General features: G+C 49.2%; 20 protein-coding genes. 17 read left to right on the top strand and 3 right to left on the bottom strand.

What is annotated here, in order from left to right:
• The first annotated feature begins 45 nt into the window (after positions 1 to 45).
• The 10 genes from AC1DLI_RS04095 to AC1DLI_RS04050 are packed head-to-tail and all read left to right on the top strand — an operon-like array spanning position 46 to position 10,584.
• Entirely contained in the window at positions 46 to 1,221 is a 1,176-nt protein-coding gene (locus AC1DLI_RS04095; RefSeq protein ID WP_477599908.1) for a P-loop NTPase family protein, read from the top strand.
• Positions 1,214 to 2,449 (top strand): CpaF family protein, encoded by a 1,236-nt coding sequence (locus tag AC1DLI_RS04090; protein WP_477600068.1) that lies wholly within the window; start codon positions 1,214 to 1,216, stop codon positions 2,447 to 2,449. Before AC1DLI_RS04095 ends, AC1DLI_RS04090 begins: the two co-directional genes overlap by 8 nt.
• Positions 2,446 to 3,318 (top strand): type II secretion system F family protein, encoded by an 873-nt coding sequence (locus AC1DLI_RS04085; protein WP_477599906.1) that lies wholly within the window; start codon positions 2,446 to 2,448, stop codon positions 3,316 to 3,318. Before AC1DLI_RS04090 ends, AC1DLI_RS04085 begins: the two co-directional genes overlap by 4 nt.
• A 20-nt stretch (positions 3,319 to 3,338) precedes the next feature.
• Complete coding sequence (locus AC1DLI_RS04080; RefSeq protein ID WP_477599904.1) at positions 3,339 to 4,223, top strand: type II secretion system F family protein; 885 nt, start codon at positions 3,339 to 3,341, stop codon at positions 4,221 to 4,223.
• 25 nt (positions 4,224 to 4,248) lie between these two features.
• Positions 4,249 to 4,629 carry a Flp1 family type IVb pilin gene (locus AC1DLI_RS04075; RefSeq protein WP_477599902.1) on the top strand — a complete coding sequence of 127 codons (381 nt, stop codon included), beginning with the start codon at positions 4,249 to 4,251 and terminating at the stop codon, positions 4,627 to 4,629.
• A complete protein-coding gene (locus tag AC1DLI_RS04070; RefSeq protein ID WP_477599900.1) occupies positions 4,538 to 5,176 on the top strand; it encodes a pilus assembly protein in 639 nt (212 codons plus the stop codon). The genes AC1DLI_RS04075 and AC1DLI_RS04070 overlap by 92 nt, the downstream gene beginning before the upstream one ends.
• Positions 5,177 to 5,216: 40 nt before the next feature.
• Positions 5,217 to 7,490 carry a hypothetical protein gene (locus AC1DLI_RS04065; protein WP_477599898.1) on the top strand — a complete coding sequence of 758 codons (2,274 nt, stop codon included), beginning with the start codon at positions 5,217 to 5,219 and terminating at the stop codon, positions 7,488 to 7,490.
• Positions 7,456 to 8,424 carry a TadE/TadG family type IV pilus assembly protein gene (locus tag AC1DLI_RS04060; protein WP_477599896.1) on the top strand — a complete coding sequence of 323 codons (969 nt, stop codon included), beginning with the start codon at positions 7,456 to 7,458 and terminating at the stop codon, positions 8,422 to 8,424. Before AC1DLI_RS04065 ends, AC1DLI_RS04060 begins: the two co-directional genes overlap by 35 nt.
• Positions 8,425 to 8,457: 33 nt before the next feature.
• The gene (locus AC1DLI_RS04055; protein ID WP_477599894.1) at positions 8,458 to 8,970 is read left to right on the top strand and encodes an A24 family peptidase; all 513 of its coding nucleotides are present in this window, start codon (positions 8,458 to 8,460) and stop codon (positions 8,968 to 8,970) included.
• Between the two features lie 30 nt (positions 8,971 to 9,000).
• Positions 9,001 to 10,584 carry a DUF6382 domain-containing protein gene (locus AC1DLI_RS04050; protein ID WP_477599892.1) on the top strand — a complete coding sequence of 528 codons (1,584 nt, stop codon included), beginning with the start codon at positions 9,001 to 9,003 and terminating at the stop codon, positions 10,582 to 10,584.
• A gap of 5 nt (positions 10,585 to 10,589) precedes the next feature.
• On the opposite strand, the gene AC1DLI_RS04045 is transcribed toward AC1DLI_RS04050, so the two are convergent.
• From AC1DLI_RS04045 to AC1DLI_RS04035, 3 genes are all read right to left on the bottom strand, one after another.
• Positions 10,590 to 11,492, bottom strand: coding sequence for a TIGR01777 family oxidoreductase (locus tag AC1DLI_RS04045; protein WP_477599890.1), 903 nt, complete (start codon positions 11,490 to 11,492; stop codon positions 10,590 to 10,592).
• A 26-nt stretch (positions 11,493 to 11,518) separates the two neighbouring features.
• Entirely contained in the window at positions 11,519 to 12,031 is a 513-nt protein-coding gene (locus AC1DLI_RS04040; RefSeq protein WP_477599888.1) for a hypothetical protein, read from the bottom strand.
• Positions 12,032 to 12,191: 160 nt separating this feature from the next.
• Positions 12,192 to 12,629, bottom strand: a complete 438-nt coding sequence (locus tag AC1DLI_RS04035; RefSeq protein WP_308997171.1) for a DUF2621 domain-containing protein — start codon at positions 12,627 to 12,629, stop codon at positions 12,192 to 12,194.
• Positions 12,630 to 12,730: 101 nt separating this feature from the next.
• On the opposite strand from AC1DLI_RS04035, the gene AC1DLI_RS04030 reads away from it, so the two are divergent.
• The 7 genes from AC1DLI_RS04030 (at position 12,731) to AC1DLI_RS04000 (ending at position 21,246) form a co-directional block, all read left to right on the top strand.
• Positions 12,731 to 13,861 (top strand): deoxyribonuclease IV, encoded by a 1,131-nt coding sequence (locus tag AC1DLI_RS04030; RefSeq protein WP_477599886.1) that lies wholly within the window; start codon positions 12,731 to 12,733, stop codon positions 13,859 to 13,861.
• Between the two features lie 56 nt (positions 13,862 to 13,917).
• Positions 13,918 to 14,820, top strand: a complete 903-nt coding sequence (gene purU, locus AC1DLI_RS04025) for a formyltetrahydrofolate deformylase (protein ID WP_308997173.1) — start codon at positions 13,918 to 13,920, stop codon at positions 14,818 to 14,820.
• A gap of 162 nt (positions 14,821 to 14,982) precedes the next feature.
• Positions 14,983 to 17,001, top strand: a complete 2,019-nt coding sequence (tkt, locus tag AC1DLI_RS04020; protein WP_477599883.1) for a transketolase — start codon at positions 14,983 to 14,985, stop codon at positions 16,999 to 17,001.
• A 49-nt stretch (positions 17,002 to 17,050) separates the two neighbouring features.
• Positions 17,051 to 17,368 carry a pyrimidine/purine nucleoside phosphorylase gene (ppnP, locus tag AC1DLI_RS04015; protein ID WP_308997175.1) on the top strand — a complete coding sequence of 106 codons (318 nt, stop codon included), beginning with the start codon at positions 17,051 to 17,053 and terminating at the stop codon, positions 17,366 to 17,368.
• Positions 17,369 to 17,745: 377 nt separating this feature from the next.
• Positions 17,746 to 18,603 (top strand): ABC transporter permease, encoded by an 858-nt coding sequence (locus AC1DLI_RS04010; protein ID WP_477600066.1) that lies wholly within the window; start codon positions 17,746 to 17,748, stop codon positions 18,601 to 18,603.
• A gap of 14 nt (positions 18,604 to 18,617) precedes the next feature.
• Positions 18,618 to 19,499 carry a carbohydrate ABC transporter permease gene (locus AC1DLI_RS04005; RefSeq protein WP_477599880.1) on the top strand — a complete coding sequence of 294 codons (882 nt, stop codon included), beginning with the start codon at positions 18,618 to 18,620 and terminating at the stop codon, positions 19,497 to 19,499.
• A 40-nt stretch (positions 19,500 to 19,539) separates the two neighbouring features.
• Positions 19,540 to 21,246: an extracellular solute-binding protein gene (locus AC1DLI_RS04000; protein WP_477599878.1), complete on the top strand. Its 1,707-nt coding sequence runs from the start codon at positions 19,540 to 19,542 to the stop codon at positions 21,244 to 21,246.
• Position 21,247: the final 1 nt, after the last annotated feature.

Raw genomic sequence — 21,247 nt, 5'->3', positions numbered from 1 at the left:
CGGTGCTTTTTTTGTGTTTACGTAGCTGAAGGGAGGAGATTCGGCGTGAACAAATATCAGCTGGGAGTAGCAGTAAAGGATCCGGAATATTTGAAACGGCTAGCCGATTATATCCGTGACAGCAAGCTCGGCGAGCAATGGCAGGTCGTCGCGTTTACGCAAGCGGAGGCATGCAAGCGCTATGTGCAGCAAGGTTACAAAATGGATATATTGGCAGCACAGCCCGAGCTGCTTGCCGAGATGAAGGCAGAGCTCCCGAAGCTCCCGGTTATTGCGCTCGTATTGAAGCTCGGTGAAAGCCAAGAGGAGCATGAGCTGCATCAGTATCAGCCGCTGCCTCAACTGCTGCAGCGCTTATCCGAGATTCATGCCCGGGCTGCGGTTCATGCAGGTGCACGAAAATTGGCAGTCGATGAGGAAATGGCAGCCGGTGTAAGGGTAATTTCCGTTTACTCGGCATCCGGCGGAACAGGAAAAACGGCGTTGGCGCTGCATCTCGCGCATGCTGCGGGCACGCATCGCCGCCGAACTTTTTATTTGAACCTCGAGCGATGGAACTCTTCGGCGGCTTGGCTTGGCACGCTGCAAAATGGCAATGGGGATCCTACGGGAGCAACAACAAAAGAGGAAGGCTTGTCCGAGCTGCTGTATAGTCTTAAGGCACAGCCAGAGCAAGCAGTAAAGTGGCTTATGGAGCATCGGAAGCAGGATACGCAGCTAAAGGGAGATTACTTGGCAGTTTGCACGAATTTGGAGGATCGATTGACATTATGCGAAGATGATGCGCTTGGCTTGGTAGACGCAATTTCTCGAAGCGGACAATACGATGTCATTATTGTTGATTTGGATAGCGACCTGGAAGGCATGCATTTGGCTGTTTTTGAGAAGTCGGATCAGGTGCTGTGGGTGTTGAATGACAATGAATCGGTTAGAAATAAGCAAAAGATGGCACAGCGCTACGGTGAGCAAAAATGGAACGGTCGATTTAAACGATTATCTCAGAAATTCATAGTTGTAAACAATCAGGCCGCTCGAATCGCGCAGACGGCACAGCGTGGCGAGAAGGACACTATGAACGATGCCATATTCCAGCTGCCGGAAATTCCGGAATGGCGTGGAGCGGGCAGCGTAAAGCTGCTGTCGTCGCCAATATACAGGGCTGCGGCAGACAAATTGTTCAGACAGCTTATCCCGGAAGGAGAGAGCGTGGTTGCTGAATGATGAAACGGTATTGGAGCTGCGCAATAAAATTCGGTCGAAGATAGATTTTAGCGGCGCTTTATCGGATGACAGCCTAATGCGAATCGTTGAAGAGATCGTATTCGAATGGTGCGAGCGTAATCCGCTCACGGCAACCGGTAAAGTACAGCTGGTTCGCAGGCTGTTTCATTCCTTTCGGGGTTTGGATATTCTGCAGCCGCTCATGGAGGATGCCTCGATCAGCGAAATCATGATTAATCATCATGCGGAAATTTTCGTTGAACGGAGAGGGGAAATGTCGCTGCTGCCGGTGTCCTTTGAAAGCAGGGAACGGCTGGAGGATTTGATTCAGACGGTGGTTGCGAGCGTAAATCGTGTCGTTAATGAATCATCCCCGATCGTTGATGCGAGGCTGAAGGATGGCTCTAGGGTTCATGTTGTGCTGCCGCCGGTGGCATTGAAGGGACCCTGCATGACCATACGAAAGTTTCCTGAGCAGCCGCTCGCGATGGAGGAGCTAGTTTCGATCGGATCATTGTCGGTCGAAGCGGCGTCATTCTTGCAGGAGATGGTCGGAGCACAATACAACATGTTTATAAGCGGCGGAACGGGAACAGGCAAGACGACCTTCCTCAACGCATTATCGCAGTTTATTCCAATGGATGAGCGAATCGTAACGATCGAGGATTCAGCGGAGCTGCAAATTCGATCGATTCCGAATTTGGTGGCCATGGAGACGAGAAATGCAAATACGGAGGGGAAAGGAGAGATTACGATCCGAGATCTTATCCGCGCCTCGTTAAGAATGCGTCCGAATCGAATTATCGTAGGCGAGGTACGCGGCGGGGAAGCGCTCGATATGCTGCAAGCACTCAATTCCGGACATTCGGGAAGCATGTCGACGGGCCATAGCAACGGAGCAAAGGATATGCTTGCCCGACTTGAAACGATGACGCTCAGCGCAGCCGAGTTACCTGTTCAGGTCATTCGGCAGCAGATTGCGTCTGCGATTGATCTCATCATCCATTTATCGAGGTTTCGGGATCGTTCTCGGAGAGTGACTGAAATATGCGAGATCGTTGGCATGGCTGACGGTGAAATCATGTTGAACCCCCTATTCCTTTTTGAGGAGGAAGGCGAATTGGACGGCAAGGTTGTCGGCGGCCTCAAGCGTACGGGGAATCCGCTGGTAAGACTGGACAAGCTGATAATGGCGGGAAGTAACAAGAGTGGAGGTGCTGTGGTATGAGCAGCGTCAGCGGCTTAGGAAAAACTGCGCAGCTGCACCGTTCGCATGGTGGGAGGTTGCAGCGAGCGTTGACCTGGTGTGGATGGGAGAATGAACAGGTAATGGCCAATATTCGGGCAGGGCGAATGCTCACGGATTACGGGCATTATCACCTTAGCAGAAAACAGTTTATATTCGCAGCGATAGCTGCCGCTTTGATTATTTACATGGCAGCCTATCTGTTCTATCATTCGGCGCTGGTATCTTTTGCTGTCTCAGGTTTTGGCATAATCGCTCCCCGTTTCAGACGCAGATCGCTTTTGCAGCAGCGTAAAGAACGGCTGAAGCTGCAATTCAAGGAGGCGTTATTCTCACTGACCTCCTCTCTCGCGGCAGGGCGGTCGCTTGAAAATGCTTTTCTAGCGACCCTTGATGATTTAAAGCTGCTGTATCCGGATCCGCGTACGGAGCTGCTGCTGGAGTTCCAAATCGTTCGCTTCCGCTTAGAAAACGCAGAGCCGCTTGAATATGCATTGCGGAACTTCGCTGACCGGGCTGGAGTCGATGAAATTAATCAATTTGTCGATGCACTGGCAGCCTGCAAGCGCTCGGGCGGCGATTTGCTGGAGGTGATGAAAAGAACCTCGGTCATCATCGGAGAAAAGCTGGAGATTGAGCAAGAGATTGCCGTCATGATCGCACAGAAAAGATTCGAAGGACGAATTATGATGGCGGTGCCTTTTGTTTTCCTTGCGTTTCTAAGCTTGGCTGCTCCTGACTATATGGCTCCTTTATACGGGGGGATCGGTTATTTATTGCTGACGGCTGCTTTGCTGCTGCTGCTCTTTTGCTTCTGGGCAATGGCGAAAATGATGCGTATTCAAATGTAACAGCGAAGGGAGAAAGGAGAATGACCGCAGCGATAGCCGCCATTACGTTAACGGCAATTTGGCTTTATCTGACCGGCAAAGAGGCGCTGTATGCCATTTGGACCCAACTAAGAAGCAAGAAACAAGGTAGCGAATTATCGAGCCTTCAGCTTAAGCAGCTTAGCTTAATCGCCCCCTTCCTGCGTGTGCTGGAACGGTATAAATTGTTCGATACGCTGCATCTGCCTATGGGCAGCTATCATATGAGGCTGCTCCTGCTAATGGATAACGCTTGGACGATTGAGAAAACAAAAGCACAGGCTGCTGCCTCCTTAGGGACTGGATATGCCGCGTTAACGGGATGTGCTTGGCTGAGCCTGCTGGGGCAGGAGCCCATTCTGCTTGCAATGGGAGCCGTGTTTGGCATCGTGCTGACGATACGACCCTTTGCGGAAGCGGGCAGAAAGGTTGAGCAGCGCAAGCAGCAAATGATTATCGAGCTCCCTGATATGCTCAGCAAGCTGATGCTGCTCGTAGGCGCGGGTGAAACTGTGCAGCAAGCGTTGGCAAGATGCTTGGAAGGGAAAGCAGCAGAGCTGCACCCGCTTTATAAGGAGTGGGGAGATGCGGTATCGATGCTCCGCAACGGGCAATCCTTTAGCACGGCCATGGAGCGCTTCAACCGGCGCTGCGCGGTACAGGAGGTTTCCGTATTCACTACGGTGCTGCTGCTCAATTACCGCAGAGGCGGGGAGCATTTTGTACTTGCTTTGCGAGAGCTTTCTTATACGCTGTGGGAAAAACGTAAGGCAATTGCTAGATCCCGAGGGGAGGAAGCATCCTCCAAGCTCGTATTTCCGTTAGTCGGCATATTATTAGTGCTTATGGTTTTGGTAGCTGCGCCTGCAGTGCTGCTCATGTCTTAACCAACAATAGAGAGGAAGAGGAAATATGAAGAAGCTAGGACAAGCAATTCGGTCATTTTGGGAAGAAGAAGACGGTTTGGGAACGCTGGAGATCATTTTGATTATTGCGGTTGTCATTATTATTGCGCTGCTGTTTAAGGATTGGATTATTGAATTGATCGAACGCCTAATGGGTAAGGCGGATGATGAGGCGGACAAAATTTTCAGTTTAGCAGGTGGCATGTATGGGCAGGCAGAGGATGGGAGCGAGGCTGCTGCGATGGCTAAGAGGGGAGCAGGGCAGCTTTACGCTGGAATCAACGATCGTATTTCCAATGCTTTTTGGTCTCATTTTACTATTTATTTTGTTCGGCATGTATATGTATCAGAAGGTTGTGCTCTATTATGCTGCGTCGGCAACAGCTGAACGTGCTGCTTTTAGCTGGGATAACAGCTTTCGTGAGGCCAAGACCGGTATGCTGAATGCTTCCGTATATGACGGTTTGTATTGGCGAATGGGTGAGGATAGGCTGCTAAGCGGCTTATTTGGAACAAGTGAAGATCATGCTTCTGCTGAAGTTGCGATTCCGCCCGTAAAGACTGGTGAGACAGCCAAGGACGATTTATCCGAGCGGAAAATGGCGCAATCCGTAGAGTGGATCGGACAAGCTGCTTTAGCCTATAAAGGACAAATCGGCTATTCGAGGAGTGTCGTAAAGAGAGAGATCCAGGTTAAGCTGAAGTCTCCCTTATCGAATGAGCTTGCGGAGCAAAGCTGGCTGAGGCGAGCGCCCAAAACGGCAGCGACAGCTTCCATCGTTGATCCTGCTGAATTTATTAGAAGCATCGATCTAGTGCGTTATTACGCTGCGAAATTCGTGAATCGGACGGGCGGAACAGGGCAAGCGAAGCAGCAAGCCGGACAGGTGCTTGCTGCGTATAAGGAAGCTGCCGAGGCGCAAAATCCAAAGTAATTCATCCGTACTTGCGGTGTGGCAACAATGGAGGTGCAGGGTGACTATGAACGTAAAGAAAAAATCAATGTTCGGATCAATAGGATTCAAAAGCCGCTTATTGTTTGGAGAGGATGGAGCTGTAACCGTGTTTTCTGTCCTTGTTTTATCCTCTTTATTATTGTTTTTTTCTTTGCTTATCGATTATGCGCGTATTGCTGCTTTACACAAGCTGACGGAGGATGCAGTACGGTCTAGTGTTCGCTCTGTCCTCTCTGCCTATGACGCTGTCCTATATGAGCGATATGGATTGTTTGGCCGCGGCGGAACGGAGGGACAGACCATCTTCTCAGAAACGATGAAAGCGAATATTGAAGGCATAAAAGGCTTATCCAATCAAGGGATGAAGCTGATACGCATGAAGGCAGAAAGCTCAACGCTGCATAATGCATCGTTTCTGGGAAGTCACGATGTATTTGGGCGGCAGGTGCTGGAGGAAATGAAATATAAGGCACCTATTGATTTCACGTTGGAACTTGCCGCTAGATTCGCACCAATGGCAGGCGCTTTGAAAGAGGCCTCCGTGACGATCGGCCTGCTTGAGAGTATGCGCAAGCTTTATGAAAGGCGCGAAGCTCATTTAAGCCAGGTGCTTCAATTGCAGGAGCTGGCGGCGGCAGTAATGAAAGACAGCGGAATAGATTTGATGATTCCGGTCCAGATGAATACTGGCGCAGCAGCGGGAGATACCGCCTTAGGCATTGCTGGGGAATATCATGATTATGCAGCCCGAGTCATGCAGGAGCAATCGCCTGATAACGCTGGGGGACCGGAAAATTCTAAAGCAATAGAAGCCTATGAGGACAAGGCCAGAGTATTTGCAATAGAGCTTCGCCGAATAAGCGGTGAAATGCTTCAACGTCATGTGAAGCTCCAAAGTGATGCGGTCAAGGAACTGGAAGCTGCAAGAGCATTAAATGAGGACATGCAGCGACTTGTTCTACAAGCGAATCAGCAAGCTGACCGTGGAGGTTATGATGCTGTAGCGAAGCAAAAATCTGCAGGAGCGGTACAGCATGCTGTACCCGCTGACTCGGCTTCCGATATTGAACAAATAAGGAAGCAAGCAGACGAGCTTGTAAAAGAGGATGCGTGGTTTTCCGCTTACCGGCAAGAGCTGGAGACGCAAGGTACATTTGCGGCGGCTCTTGATATGGAAGCGGGCAGCTATCAAACGAGCAGTTTGGCTTCATTGGCTAAGCCAATTACGAATCAAACGGCGGATACTCTTCTTGAAGGCGTTGCAAGCCTGCGGCTTGCTTATGGAAGCTATGAAGAGAATTATATTCGTCCTGCCGCCATTATTACCAGCCGGAAAAGTACGCTCGAACAGGGAGAAGTTAAAGCTAAGCTGAAGCAGCAGGGAGAGCAGGCTGAATCACTTTGGAAACAGGCGCGCGGCCTGCTCCATGGCCTTACGGCTATACCGCAAACCGAAGAGCATCAACATGTATTTGAACAGGTGAAGCAGCGTTACAGTGACAATCTTTTGTTTAATGAAAAGTCAGATGAGACGGCTGACACTCTATCAGACTTGGAGCAAACAAGCGAGGCCCATGAGGCTGCGGAGCGCTCTGCATCCGTGATGGACGGTATATTTTCAGGAATGGCCGGAATGCTGGAGCAAACGCGAGACACGCTTTACTTCGGTGAATATGTGATCAGTAAGTATCCCTCGTTCGCGCCGCAGCATCTGCGGTCCATGATAATGGACGGGGACGTATCGGAGCTGTCGCATGCGGTTTCTTTCAATAACCAGGAAGCGGAATATATTATTTACGGCTTTCACAATGCTGTGGGAAATATTGCTGCCGCTTACGGGGAACTGTTTGCTGCGAGGCTTGCCGTGAGGACGATGGAAGGGCTGCTGGCAAACAGAACACTTGGTCATCCCTTGCTTATTTTGTCGGCGGCGCTTATTTACGGTTTGGAGAAAAGCATGGAGGATATGCTTGCCTTTACGGAGCGAGGGTCGGCACCGTTATCCAAGTACGTAAACATTGAGCTTTCGTACCCGGATTATTTGCGGCTTTTTGCCTTGATGCACGGTGCGGGCGACAGCGCAAGCCTTGCCCGCATGATTGCGGTCATTGAACAAAACAGCGGGACGGTGCTGTCGGCCGTACCAAGCGGAGTAAGTGGCGAGGCTGACGTTTCTGCGGAGCTGTGGTTTGTACCAGGCTTGATGAGGGTGCTTGGCAGGATTGGACTTTTGGATGGAAAGGTTGAAGGCAACCGTTATGAGACGACACAAACCATTGGCTGGTCCTATTAAACGCCGTAAATCTGCGGATGAGCAAGGCTCGATCGTCGTAGAAGCAGCATTGGTCATGCCCATGGTCATCGTGGTCTTGCTTGTGTTTGTCATGCTTATTCGTCTCTGTGCGGTGCAAATGGCCCTTCATTCGGCAGCCTCCCAGTCGGTTAGGCAAATTGCGGCTCACATTCATCCGGTAGAGCTGGCTTGGCAGCAGGCGGCAGCAAGTATTCCAGCCCCTTCGCAAACGCTTTTGCCCCTTTCATCATGGAGCGAAATTGCGGCGGAAGCCACGGAATGGCTGCCATCGCCTGCCGGTCCGTTTATATCATCAACATTGCGGGGGGATTTTCGACCGCTTCAAAATATGGCAGCAACGGAAATCGGACGCGCCGTTGTTGAACCGCTAATAAGAGACTTTGCGAATGCTGCGATTATTGATCCCGCACGGATAAGGCTAAGCTGGCTGGCCCTACCCGATTTTGAAAAGGCGAACGAACCGTATTTGGCCATTGCGGTGGAATACGATTTTCCGTTAAAGCTGCCTTTTTACCGCAAGCCGATTGTTCTAAAAGAGCAAGCTGCTGAGCGAGTTTGGCTAAGCGATGCCGCCGCGGCAAGGTATGGCGCGGGTAGCGGTGAACAGGAAAACCTGCCGATTCAAATCGTGTCGATTGAGCCATCGCCGATTCGTCCGGGCAGAAAGGCTTCCGTAACGGTGAAAACATCGCCGGGGGCCGTTATATCCCTTGGAGTTATGTATAAAAGCGGATCAAGCAAAGCCAAGCATCTGGGGGAGGCGGTTGCAGATGCCGACGGGTACATTAAGTGGACCTGGCATGTATCCGGCAACACTACGCCTGGCGTGTGGGAGCTTGCAGCCTCTGAGGCGAGCAAACAAGAAAATCAAGTGTCGATGCATTTTGTCGTAGAGAAAAGCAGCGGAAATTAGCAAGCTAATGAAGCTGCGGCAGGAGGAGCACGAATGGAATTCATTCAGACAGCTGCAATCATTGTCCTTTTGTTATTGGCGTTTATTACGGATATAAAAGTACAGATTATTCCGAACCAGCTCACGATAAGCTTTTTTATTGCCGCGTTTATTTATCAAATCGCAACGAACGGACTGGAAGGAGCAGCGGCCGCAGCTTTAGGGGCAGCCGCAGGCTTTGTTCCTTTGCTGCTGCTGCATTTAGCAAAAGGAATTGGCGCCGGCGATGTTAAGCTATTCGGTGCATTAGGCGCTTGGGCAGGGGTTTTGCCCGTACTGCAATTGCTGTTGTATGCCATTTTGTACGCGGGAGTCATTGGTTTAATTCTAATCCTTGTGAACCGTCCTTTCGGGAAGAGAGTGACAAATGGCGTTGCCTCGTTTCTAACTCCCGATGCAGGCCAGAGAAGGCATCAGTGGCTGCAGTGGGCTGAGTCGGGCAAGAAATTTCCGTTTATGCTGGCGGTTGCTCCAGCGGCTGTTACGGTATGGTCTGTGTTTAATTAAGCCGATAGACTGGAAAGGTGGGCCTCAGGAATGGAACGCTTTCGAATTGATTTTGCTATGAATCAGGGACATGAAATGATGATTGACCGTGAAAGCGGAATATACAGGAGCGAACTTGATGAAATAGAGCTTCATATGCTTCAAAACGAACGTATTCCTTACCTGATCCCTATGGATTGGTTTGAGCTGGATACTAAGGTGACGTTCCGCTACAAACTGTCTGGTATGAAAATGCTTCTTCACAGGCTGCAGCAGCAGCCGCTTACGATGGAGCAATATTATATGCTCATTTTGGGCGTGGCGGATGCGCTCTATGAGTGCAAGCACTATATGCTGCGGCCTGAGGGGTGCCTGATGGACGAGCAGTTCATTTTTATCGGTGAGAAGCTGCATGATATACGTCTTGCTTATTTGCCGATTGTAGGCGATGCCGGAAAACATGCGATGGGTGCAGGTGACCTTCTCTCTTTAATTGTAAGATTCACGTCCTATATCGAACAGATCGACGGAGAAGGTTTAAAGCGGGTGCTGCATCATTTAACGGGCAATAAATGGCCGCTGGAGGAGCTGCGTTCTACACTGTTGGATTTAATTGGAGAAGCACCGCAAAAACTGAATAGCGCAGCAGAAAATTCGGAGCAAATGCAGCAGAAACAAAAAGCGGTTGCAACGGATAAAAATTCGTGGTCTGGACATCAGTCTCGGATTGAATATCCGGTCGAGCCAATAAGGCCAATACCACAAGCGCCTAAGCAGCAGATAAGCGAACTGGAAGTGTCTCCATTTATTTCTGGGCTATTGGATGAGTCTCGTCATCAACAAGCGGCTTCGTTAGAATATACCGAAATGCCTGCATATTTAGGGGAGGCAAAGTCTGATACGAAGAAAAAGTGGATCGCAACGGCAGCGCTGTTTATCGTTATTGCTTGTACTTGGCGTTTTATCTATCTTGAAGCCGTAACGAGGCAAAGCCTGCTGCTTAGCTCAGGCATATCCTTGCTGATGATTGCTATTATCCTAATGGTATGGTTAAAAGGAACGAATCACAGTGAATCCACGGGGGAATTGGCATATGAGCCGGATCAGTTAGAGCAAAGCGCAGGGTTATATCAAGGAATGGCCCATTTATATGCGGAGCACGGGGATGATCAATCATCGTCTTTGAACTCGTCAACTGATCATTTTGAAATGGACAACGATCCTTCTGTATCGAATCTGCATGTGGTTGCCGCTAATCCTATTCCACGTATCGGTGAACCGACCGTTCTGCTTAGTTCTGAACAACAACCGGAGCATAGTAATGAACCGGTGATCTGGCTGCAACGAAGCTGGGAGGGTGAGCAAACAAAGCTGGAATTAACCGTGAGTTGTTTTAAAATCGGCCGGATCGGCGAGAAGGTAAGCTATGAGGATTGCGCAAACGGAGTATCGCGTCTTCACTTGGAGATTGAGAGCAAGGAGGGGGAACACAGGGCTAAGGATCTGGGGTCAAGAAATGGAAGCCTGCTCAATGGACAAACGATGATACCCTATAAAAGCTATAGGTTATCGATAGGTGATATTATCCATTTAGCAGGCGAGCAAGGACCTTCTTATGAGTTGAAATCGAGTTGAAAAGGTTATCCGCGTCCGACTAATTCATTCATGGCGCTGTCAACAGTCGGATATCGGAAGGTGAAGCCGTTCTCAAGCGCTTTGCGCGGCAGGGCCATTTGCCCATCCAGGAGCAGCGTAGACATTTCGCCAAATAAAGTCCGCATGAGAAAAGCAGGAACGGGAAACCAATGCGGCCTTCCCATTGCTTTGCCGATGGCGCGCCCGAAATTGTCGTTGGTTACAGGATCGGGCGAGCAGCCGTTAACCGCTCCATGAATGTTATCATTGTCCAAAATAAACAAGATAAGGTTAACCATATCCGTTAGATGGATCCATGATAGCCATTGCTTCCCGCTGCCAATTTTTCCTCCGCCAAACAAACGATAAGGCATTGCCATTAAAGGCAATGCACCATCTTTCTTATCCAAAACGACGCCTACACGGAGCTTTACAAGCCGTGTTGCAGGGATAAGGTCAGCGGCTTGCTCCCATTTTTGTACCACTTCGGATAAAAAATCAGTTACCTTCGTCGGGCTCTCTTCATCAAAAATACCGTCTGTTGAAATGCCATACGCTGAGATGCCCGATGCGTTAAGGACTAGCGGCGGCTTAAGCTCGAGCGCTGTAATCAGATTAGTTATGCGGGCTGCTGCCGTAATTCTTGAATCCATAACGCGCTGCTTTGCAGCTGCTGTCCAGCGCTGGTTGATGGATTCACCTGTGAGATTAACTATGGCATCAATGCCTTCCAGTAAAGAGGGAGAATCTTCAAGCTCGCTCCAGGTCAATCGGTTTAGACCGGGACGCTTAGGCTCATTCTCTGAGCTCTTTCTAGAAATAATCCATACTTCATCTTTTCTCTCCAGCAGCGCCTTTGTCAGCGCGCTTCCGATAAAGCCTGTTCCTCCGGCTATAGCAACCCGCATTCCTAATCGCTCCTTAAATTCACTCTTTACTTCACTTGCTCAATTTTTACGAGCCAATTCTGTTTAATTGTAGGATCACCCTCGATTTCTTTCTCCGTATACTCAAATTTCACTTTTGCATCATCGGGCATGGTTTCTAAAACGGTCTTCAACTCATCGTTAATTTGCAAGGGAATTACTCCTGAAGCTGTTTCAATTTCTATAGAGTGCGAGTCGCTTAGACCGCTGTAGGTTCCTTCGTTAACTTTAATAGGATCTGCCGGTTCTTCCGTTGCGCTGCTGTTGTCAGGGGTATCGCTTGGTTCCGCAGTCGCAGTCGGCTCCGGTGATGATACATCAGGCTCAAGAACACCGCTTTCTTCAGGCAAGTCGCTGACAACCGGGGATTCATCCACGGTACCTTGTAGATTGTTTGCGTTTGTTTCTTGATTGGCATTGGTTCCACCGCAAGCTGCAGTTGCAAGCATCACAGCTAAAAGAACGGCTCCTGCTGCTGCTTTCGTTGTTTTGTTTTTTCTTCGCTTTGATGAGTTCATCATGAGAACCACCTCCTGCATGTATTAACGAAATTGACTAGGGATAGGTTACATTTTTATATTTAACCATAAAATAAGAATGTGAAGCTTTCATTACGTTTGCTGATTCTTGCATATGAAGAAAAATATAAATGAGTTTAAGCCGCACGGGTGCGGCTTAAACTCATTTATTAAGTAGATGCTTATAGGGAGCATAGTCGATTCCTTGACGATCAAGGAATGATACTAAGCTGCGGTAATCACGTTTTGGGGTGGCTCTTATGTAGCCTTCAATGCAGTGCTCGCGCGTAACGGACGATGCGCCGTGTTCAATCGCGACTTGGCCAATTTTAGCTGCGATCGAATGTTTTGCGATATCGCGAAAAGCGCTAGGCACTGGGGATACGAGCTCATCGAGCAATTCCTTGGAATCATCGTTCCACATGCTGCGGCTGCGATCTACCCAGTAGTTTTGCCAATCGAGCTTAGACTTGCCGTCTCGCATTGGAAGCACCTTGAGAAATTTTCGAAACATGAAAAACCCGCCAATCGACATAGCTGCAACCATGACGATCGCCCAAAAAACGATAAAGTACATAAACCAATCGGGCGCAACTTTCATAAGTGTCTTTCACCTCAATAATGAATTATACCGTATTCCTAGATTTATTTCGACATTCCTTGTAAAATAAGGTTTGATCAACCGAAAGGGGCGAAAGATTCATGTTGAAAATAGGTTCCCATGTATCATTTTCGGACAAGGGGCTGCTTACTGCAGCGCAGGAAGCCGTATCATATGGCTCAGGCACATTTATGATTTATACCGGCGCACCTCAAAATACGAGGAGGAAGCCGATCGATTCGTTATATATTGAAGAAGGCAAAGCGCTTATGGAACAATCGGGCATCAATGAGATTGTCGTTCATGCGCCTTATATTGTAAACCTGGGCTCTTACAAGGATTCGACGTTTGAGCTCGCTGTTTCCTTTTTGCAGGAAGAAATTCGCAGAACGGATTATATTGGTGTTCGTAATATTGTCCTGCATCCAGGCGCTTATACGGACAAGGATGCCGAGTATGGCATTGCACGCATAGCTGAGGGTCTTAACGAGGTGCTTGCCGGAACGAAAGAAACGAATGTTAACATCGCTCTTGAGACGATGGCAGGCAAAGGGACGGAAATCGGACGCAGCTTCGAAGAGCTTGCTGCAATCATTGACAAGGTACAAGATAATAACCGCCTTACAGTATGTATGGATACATGCCATATGCATGATGCCGGTTACGATCTTATCGACGATCTGGATGGCGTTCTTGAGCAGTTTGACCGTTTGGTTGGACTTGACCGTGTAGCTGTAGTCCACGTTAATGACAGCAAAAACTCACGCGGAGCAAGCAAGGACAGACATGCTCCAATTGGAGCAGGCTGGCTGGGACATGATGCAATCCGGCGGATCGTGCACCATGAGGCTCTTAAAGGCCGGCCGTTTATTCTTGAAACGCCATGGATCGGCAAAGAAGATAAAACGGAACGTCCTATGTATGAAACAGAAATCGCATTGCTGAGCGACAATGGCAGAAGCCGCTTGGGAGAACCGTTCTTCGAGGACGTAGAGCGTCTCCACCATTTCTTCGGCAAGCAAGAAATCGATCCAAGAACTTTCGTGCTGTCTATGTGGGATCTATTGAAAACCGACGCGAAAGCGAAAAAAGCAGATCCGCGCGAGCCGATGGAGCGGCTGTACGATTTGGTTATGGCCGGCGGCGCATTGTCTTCCGAACTGACGGAGGAACAAGTCAACCAGCGTATTACGGCTTGGTTTGGCGGCAAAGAGCTGCTAGCTAGAATTTAATATCCAATTATCGCTTCAATTTTATTTATATCGTTGTGAAAGGAAGTTAAGAGTCCATGTCATCACAATCCAACCCGTCCGAGGTTAAATATCAATCGGGCGGAAAAAGCGGCCGCGCACGAATGCTTATTTCATGTCCGGACCGTTCGGGCATCGTTGCGGCGGTCTCCCATTTCTTGTATGAGCACGGAGCAAATATCGTGCAATCGGATCAATATACGATGGATCCCGAAGGCGGTATGTTTTTCATCCGCTTTGAATTCGATTTGAATGATCTGGAGAAGGAACTTCCAGTATTGGTGGAGGATTTCGCCCGAGTGGCTGACCGCTTCGACATGAAGTGGCATACCTTCCGCGCCAGCCGTAAGAAAAGACTTGCTGTCTTTGTTTCCAAGGAGGATCATTGCCTTCTCGAGCTGCTCTGGCAGTGGAAGGCGGGAGATCTGGATGCCGATATTTCAATGGTAATCAGTAATCATCCTGACATGCGCGAGCTAGTGGAATCCTTTGGCATTGCCTATCATCACATTCCTGTAACGGCTGCCACGAAGGCTGAAGCGGAGCGCAAACAGCTTGAGGTCGTCGCGGACAAAGCGGATATCGTTGTTTTGGCAAGGTACATGCAGATCATTTCGCCGAAGTTCATCGAACAATTCCCTAACCGTATTATCAATATTCACCATTCCTTCCTTCCGGCATTCGTTGGGGGCAAGCCCTATGCACAGGCCTATACGCGCGGGGTGAAAATCATCGGGGCAACAGCGCATTACGTGACCGAGGAACTAGACGGTGGACCGATTATCGAGCAAGACGTTCAGCGTGTAAGCCACCGTGATAACGTCGATGATTTGAAACGAATCGGACGGACGATCGAACGCGTTGTACTGGCTCGTGCAGTGAAATGGCATATCGAGGATCGAGTAATTGTGCATAATAATAAGACGGTCGTATTCAATTAGCTGTATTTTTATGCGAGAATTCTATTTTTTATGATGGAAAACACGCATGCAGAGTGATACAATATTCAAAGTTATTGCGTACTGGTATGACGCTGTATCGTTAATGAGAAACCATATAACGAAACGAATTGAGACTAGATGAGATTATAGGAGGAAATTGGAATGACGGTTACACAAAAATCAATCGAACAGCTTTCGATCGATACGATCCGTACTCTAGCGATCGATTCCATCGAGAAAGCAAAATCGGGGCACCCTGGTATGCCTATGGGCGCTGCTCCAATGGGTTACCAACTATTTGCAAAAAACATGAAGCACAACCCTTCGAACCCTACTTGGGTAAACCGCGACCGTTTCGTATTGTCTGCAGGTCACGGCTCGATGCTGCTATACAGCTTGCTTCACCTGTCCGGCTATGATTTGCCGCTTGAAGAGCTGCAAAACTTCCGTCAATGGGGCTCCTTGACGCCAGGACATCCTGAGTTCGGCCACACTGCAGGCGTAGATGCTACAACAGGTCCGCTTGGACAAGGTATTGCAATGGCAGTTGGTATGGCGATCGCAGAAGCTCAGCTTGGTGCTACTTATAACAAAGAAGGCCATGATCTAATCAACCACTTCACATACTCCATTTGCGGCGACGGCGATTTGATGGAAGGCGTTTCCCACGAGGCAGCTTCTTTCGCAGGCCACTTGCAGCTTGGCAAATTGGTTGTTCTATATGATTCAAACGATATCTCGCTTGACGGCGAGCTTAGCCTATCGTACTCCGAGAGCGTACAAAAACGCTTTGAGGGTTACGGCTGGCAGGTTCTTCGCGTAGAGGACGGCAACGACCTTGAAGCGCTATCCAAAGCAGTAGCTGAGGCGCAGGCGGACTTGTCCAAACCGACTTTGATCGAAGTTAAAACGGTTATCGGTTACGGCAGCCCTAACAAAGGCGGCAAAGGCGGACATGCTGGTCCTCACGGATCACCACTCGGCGCTGACGAGACAAAATTGACGAAGCAAGCATACGGCTGGTCTGAAGAGCTCCAGTTCCACGTTCCTGACGAAGTTCGCGCACATTTTGCTGATGTAAAAAGCAGCGGCGAGCAAGCAAACGCACAGTGGGATACAGCTTTCGCAGCTTATAAAGCAGCTTTCCCTGAGCTGGCGGCTCAGTTCGAACTAGCGATCTCCGGCGCATTGCCAGAGGGCTGGGATGCTGACCTTCCTGCATACAAAGTAGGAGACAGCGCAGTATCGACTCGCGTAGCTTCCGGCAACGCGCTAAACGGACTTGCGAAAAACGTTCCGACAATCTTCGGCGGCTCTGCTGACCTTGAGAGCTCAACGATGACGCATTTGAAAGGTTTGACACAGTTCAAGCCAGGCAGCTATGACGGCCGCAACCTTTATTACGGCGTTCGTGAATTCGGTATGGCTGCTGCAATGAACGGTATTGCCCTTCACAGTGGTTTGAAAGTATTCGGCGGTACGTTCTTCGTATTTACGGATTACCTTCGTCCTGCCGTTCGTCTTGCTGCATTGATGAAGCTGCCAGTCGTATATGTACTTACGCATGACAGTATCGCAGTCGGCGAAGACGGTCCTACGCATGAGCCAATCGAGCAGCTTGCTTCGATCCGTATCATTCCTGATCTTACGGTTATTCGTCCGGCTGACGCTAACGAAACTTCCGCTGCTTGGGCATATGCAGTTGAGAACACAGGCAACCCGGTTGCGCTTGTGCTTACTCGTCAAAACCTGCCTATCCTTGAAGGCACAGTTGACGGCGTTCACCAAAATCTTCGCCGCGGCGCTTATGTTGTATCTGATGCAGCGGGCGGCAAGCCGCAAGCTCAAATTCTTGCAACAGGCTCTGAGGTTCAACTAGCGGTTGCAGCTCAAAAAGCTTTGGCAGAGGAAGGCATTCAAGTTCGTGTCATCAGCATGCCGAGCTGGGATCTCTTTGAAAAACAATCAAAGGAATACAAAAATTCCGTTATCCTTCCTGAGGTTAAAGCTCGCCTTGCGATCGAAATGGCTCATCCATTCGGCTGGGAGCGTTACACAGGAGACCAAGGCGACATTCTTGCTATCGACCGTTTCGGCGCATCTGCACCTGGCGATCGCGTAATCAAAGAGTATGGCTTCACGGTTGAGAACGTTGTTAGTAAAGTGAAAGCAATGCTGTAATAACGCCTCACCGCTTAACATCCGATAGATAAGGGAGATTACGGCTACCATGTCTCAATTCGATAATGTATCCATCGTCAAGAAGGCTAATGTCTACTTCGACGGAAAAGTAACAAGCCGCGCTGTATTGTTCGCGGACGGCACCAAAAAAACACTCGGCATCATGCTGCCGGGCGATTATGAGTTTGGAACAGACTGCGTTGAAATCATGGAGATTTTGGCCGGCGATTTGAAAGTGCTCCTTCCTGGCGAAACAGAATGGCTGCATATTCAAGGCGAAGGCGAATTCCAAGTGCCTGCGAACACGAAGTTCAAGCTTCAGGTTGCTGAACTTACAGATTATTGCTGCTCGTATATCTACGAGTAAAACGTTTCTGATCAAGTGAAGAAGAGGTTTTCCTGTATTGGCGATCATTCGCCTGCGGGAAGGCCTCTTTTTTTTGAATATATAAGAATTTATATGTTTTCACATATAAATGTGCTTATATATCTCCGCGAAACGACTGCTTTTGCCACAGAGGACGGCGACAGCCGTTTACGCTTGTAAGCCAGAATTTTCATAATCCCCTAATATCGTGCTACCAATCTTAAAACATTGTTATATAAGGCAAGAGTGCCGGAGGGCTACAATTAGTCCTGTAATCGCTAACATAGACAGATCGAAAAGGGTGAAAGGGGGAGAACCTATTGAAACAACGGATTGCACGGAGGTGGAATTTAAAGCTTACCTGGCCGCTTCATGTCATGCTGGTGCCTGGTATAGCGCTTGTCCTTATCTTCTCGTATTTGCCGATGCTGGGACTTGTCATGGCCTTTCAGGACTTCCAGCCGCAGCTTGGTTTCTTCCGGTCGGACTGGATCGGGTTTGAAAATTTTAAGCTGATGTTTGAATATCCGGATGCCAGGCAAGTAATATGGAACACCTTGCTTATCGCAGTTATCAAAATCATTGCTCATCTCATCGTTCCGCTCGTGTTCGCGCTTCTGCTTAACGAGGTGCGGAAAATGGTGTTTAAGCGGTTCGTTCAGACGTTCGTTTACCTGCCGCATTTTCTATCTTGGGTCATTCTCGGAGGGATTTTGCTGGATATGCTGTCTACCGACGGCGGTCTGGTGAATCAAGCGCTCGGCTGGCTTGGCATCAATCCGATCTTTTTCCTCGGCAACGGTGATTGGTTCCGGTTTACAGTTATCGTCAGCGATGTTTGGAAGGATTTCGGATTTTCGACAATCATTTTTCTTGCCGCTCTTTCTGGTATTAATCCTGATTTTTACGAGGCTGCGCTCATTGACGGGGCCAATCGCTGGCAGCAGGTGCTGAAGATCACGCTTCCTTCGCTGATTCCGATAACAATCGTCGTCGCGACACTGTCTCTCGGAAATATTTTAAACGCAGGGTTTGATCAAATCTTCAATCTGTACAATCCCTTGGTGTATGAAAAAGGCGATATTATTGATACTTATGTGTATCGCGTGGGCCTAATCGGCGGAGACTTTGGTTTCGGTACCGCAGTAGGCGTGTTCAAGTCTCTCGTCAGCTTCGTCCTGATCGTTATTTCATACCGGCTCGCCTATAAGCTGGCCAATTACCGCATTTTCTGAAAGGGGGGAGCCTCATGCATCATCGTTCTTTAACTTATCGTATTTTCTCCGTGGGAAATGGAGTGTTTTTAGCACTCTTGTCATTCTTGTGTATTGCTCCTCTACTTCACGTGCTTGCGGTATCGTTCAGCTCGTCGGCGGCCGCGGATGCGAATATTGTGAAGCTGTGGCCGATCGGGTTCTCGCTGGAGGCCTATAAGGTGACACTCTCGAATGAGCATTTCGTAGGCTCGTTTGCGAACTCGGTATTGCGGACGGTAATTGGTACAGCCGTTGCTGTTGGCTTGTCCGTGCTGATCGGTTATTCTTTGTCCAAGGAAACGAATGAGTTCAAGGGCCGCAATATGTATGCTTGGTTTTTTGTCTTCACGATGCTGTTCAGCGGCGGTCTCATTCCCGGGTATATGGTCGTTCAGAAGCTAGGCTTGCTGAATTCGATCTGGGCGCTCGTGCTCCCGGGTGCGGTAAGCGTGTATAATACCATCTTGTTGATGAACTTTTTTCGGACGTCGGTGCCGAAAGCGTTAGAGGAAGCCGCTTTTATTGACGGAGCGGGCCATTTCCGGGCACTGTGGAGCATCTACCTGCCGATCTCGCTGCCTTCCCTTGCCACGATCTCGCTATTCACGATGGTGGGGCACTGGAACGCTTGGTTTGACGGCCTTATTTACATGACCCAAACGGAAAAGTACCCGATGTCGACTCTGCTGCAGACGCTGGTCGTGCAGCGCGATTTGAGCAGCATGAACGTAAATGCCGAAGAGATGAAGGAGCTTTCCAACCGGACGGTCAAGACGGCACAAATTTTTATCGCAACGCTGCCGATTATCGCGGTTTATCCTTTTTTGCAAAAGTTTTTTGTCAAAGGGATCGTGCTCGGCTCGGTAAAGGAATAAGGCTTGCTATGAATAGAAGAATTCTAAGGGGGAACTCATTTTGAATAAACGATGGATGAAGCTTGTCGCTCTAATGACGTCGCTCGTCATTTGCATGGGCCTGCTGGGCGCATGCGCAAGTTCAAACGGAAACAACGGCAGCGCAGGTGAAGCTTCGGCCAATCCCGAGAAGCAGGCTGAGGTGAAAAACGTGCTCGAGTCGGGGAAATTCAGCGAACCGGTCAAAATGGATATCGTACGACAAATGACCAGCGACGTTAAGTTCAGAAGCGGAGAGGATATCAACAATAACCCGCATGTAGCCTGGGCAAAAGAAGCGTTTAATATCGATTTGAATTACGTGTGGACGGCTGACAGCAGCTCTATTGATACAAAAATTAGACTTCTGCTGTCTGCCAATGAAGACCTTCCGGATATCGTCCAATACCGCGGCTCGCAGGATGTAGTCGATGCGTTGATCGATTCGGGAAAATTTGTCGAGGTTGGCGACTTGTTTGAACAGTATGCCAGCGAGGCGTATAAGTCAGCGATGGCGGAGGATGCGAGCGTCTGGAATCCGTACGTTCGCGACGGCAAAAAATATGCGATTCCGGTGTTGGACTACTCCAATAATAACGATACAGTCCTCTGGATCAGAGACGACTGGATGAAGAAATATAATTTGCAGGCGCCTGCTACGATTGAAGACATGGAAAAAATGATGGAGATATTCGCGAACGAGGATCCTGACGGCAACGGCAAGAAAGATACGGTAGGGCTCGCGGTCGGTTTGAAAAATGGGATGAACACATGGGGCCTTGCGGATGCCGACTTCCTCTTTGGCGCATATGGCGTGATGCCGGCGCAGTGGAATGCCGATAGCGACGGAAAACTCGCATATGGCTCCATTCAACCGGCGGTGAAGACGGTGCTGGGCAAGCTGAAGGATTGGATGGAGAAGGGCTACATCCATAAGGAAGCAGGGCTGCACGATGAAGGTAAAGCTGCCGAGCTGTTCTCATCAGGCAAAGCAGGCATTGTAGCTGCGCCATATTGGGCAGGAGGCTGGCCGCTGCCGGCCGTTAAGGAAGTTGATAAAAATGCGGACTACAGCGCATATCCGCTGCCGGCGGGACCAGACGGTCAGATTGGCCGCAGCCAATCTGGCGTGAGCAACGGGGTTATTTTGATCAATAAAAACTTCGAGCATCCGGAAGCATTTTTCCTTTATGCGAACTATCTGTATGACAATCAAGGCGATCCGCAGGCTGGAAGCCCGCTTGAATACGGGTTTGAAGAGGGTTATGATTACTTGATTAAAGATGGTCAGCCAACTTGGGATCCTGCACAATTCCCAGAAGACAAGCCCATCATGAACATTGGTAAATACACGCTGTTGTTTGACGGAGCACGTATCCCGTCGCTCGTTATGAAGACGATGAATGATTTGGACAGCGGCAAGGAGCCGGCTACTGCCTTCGAGAAAAGATCATCGATGGATATGGACAAAAACATTCATGGCGGCGCCGTAAACTTTAGCCAGATTCAATACGCGATGCCGAACCTATATAACGGCTCCCCTACGAAGACATATAAGAAGCGCTGGGATTTCCTGAACAAGAGCGAGAAGGAAACCTTTAATAAGATCATCTACGGCGAAAGCCCGATCGATGCCTTCGATACGTTCGTGTCGCAGTGGAAATCATCTGGCGGGGATACGATTACGGATGAAATCAATGAATGGTACGATTCGGTAAAAACCAATTAAA

The organism is Paenibacillus sp. 01T443 (assembly GCF_056398325.1).
The sequence above is the reverse complement of the archived record's forward strand: the minus strand, read 5'-3'. Positions and strand labels throughout refer to the sequence as shown.

Bases quoted from the DNA above. Each gene is read 5' to 3' on its own strand.
- AC1DLI_RS04070 (WP_477599900.1), top strand. From the start codon at position 4,538: ATGCTTTTTGGTCTCATTTTACTATTTATTTTGTTCGGCATGTATATG.
- ppnP (WP_308997175.1), top strand. From the start codon at position 17,051: ATGTCTCAATTCGATAATGTATCCATCGTCAAGAAGGCTAATGTCTAC.
- AC1DLI_RS04055 (WP_477599894.1), top strand. From the start codon at position 8,458: ATGGAATTCATTCAGACAGCTGCAATCATTGTCCTTTTGTTATTGGCG.
- AC1DLI_RS04005 (WP_477599880.1), top strand. From the start codon at position 18,618: ATGCATCATCGTTCTTTAACTTATCGTATTTTCTCCGTGGGAAATGGA.
- AC1DLI_RS04045 (WP_477599890.1), bottom strand. From the start codon at position 11,492: ATGCGGGTTGCTATAGCCGGAGGAACAGGCTTTATCGGAAGCGCGCTG.
- AC1DLI_RS04080 (WP_477599904.1), top strand. From the start codon at position 3,339: ATGACCGCAGCGATAGCCGCCATTACGTTAACGGCAATTTGGCTTTAT.
- tkt (WP_477599883.1), top strand. From the start codon at position 14,983: ATGACGGTTACACAAAAATCAATCGAACAGCTTTCGATCGATACGATC.
- AC1DLI_RS04010 (WP_477600066.1), top strand. From the start codon at position 17,746: ATGCTGGTGCCTGGTATAGCGCTTGTCCTTATCTTCTCGTATTTGCCG.
- AC1DLI_RS04085 (WP_477599906.1), top strand. From the start codon at position 2,446: ATGAGCAGCGTCAGCGGCTTAGGAAAAACTGCGCAGCTGCACCGTTCG.
- AC1DLI_RS04030 (WP_477599886.1), top strand. From the start codon at position 12,731: ATGTTGAAAATAGGTTCCCATGTATCATTTTCGGACAAGGGGCTGCTT.
- AC1DLI_RS04060 (WP_477599896.1), top strand. From the start codon at position 7,456: ATGAGACGACACAAACCATTGGCTGGTCCTATTAAACGCCGTAAATCT.
- AC1DLI_RS04040 (WP_477599888.1), bottom strand. From the start codon at position 12,031: ATGATGAACTCATCAAAGCGAAGAAAAAACAAAACAACGAAAGCAGCA.
- AC1DLI_RS04075 (WP_477599902.1), top strand. From the start codon at position 4,249: ATGAAGAAGCTAGGACAAGCAATTCGGTCATTTTGGGAAGAAGAAGAC.
- purU (WP_308997173.1), top strand. From the start codon at position 13,918: ATGTCATCACAATCCAACCCGTCCGAGGTTAAATATCAATCGGGCGGA.
- AC1DLI_RS04035 (WP_308997171.1), bottom strand. From the start codon at position 12,629: ATGAAAGTTGCGCCCGATTGGTTTATGTACTTTATCGTTTTTTGGGCG.
- AC1DLI_RS04050 (WP_477599892.1), top strand. From the start codon at position 9,001: ATGGAACGCTTTCGAATTGATTTTGCTATGAATCAGGGACATGAAATG.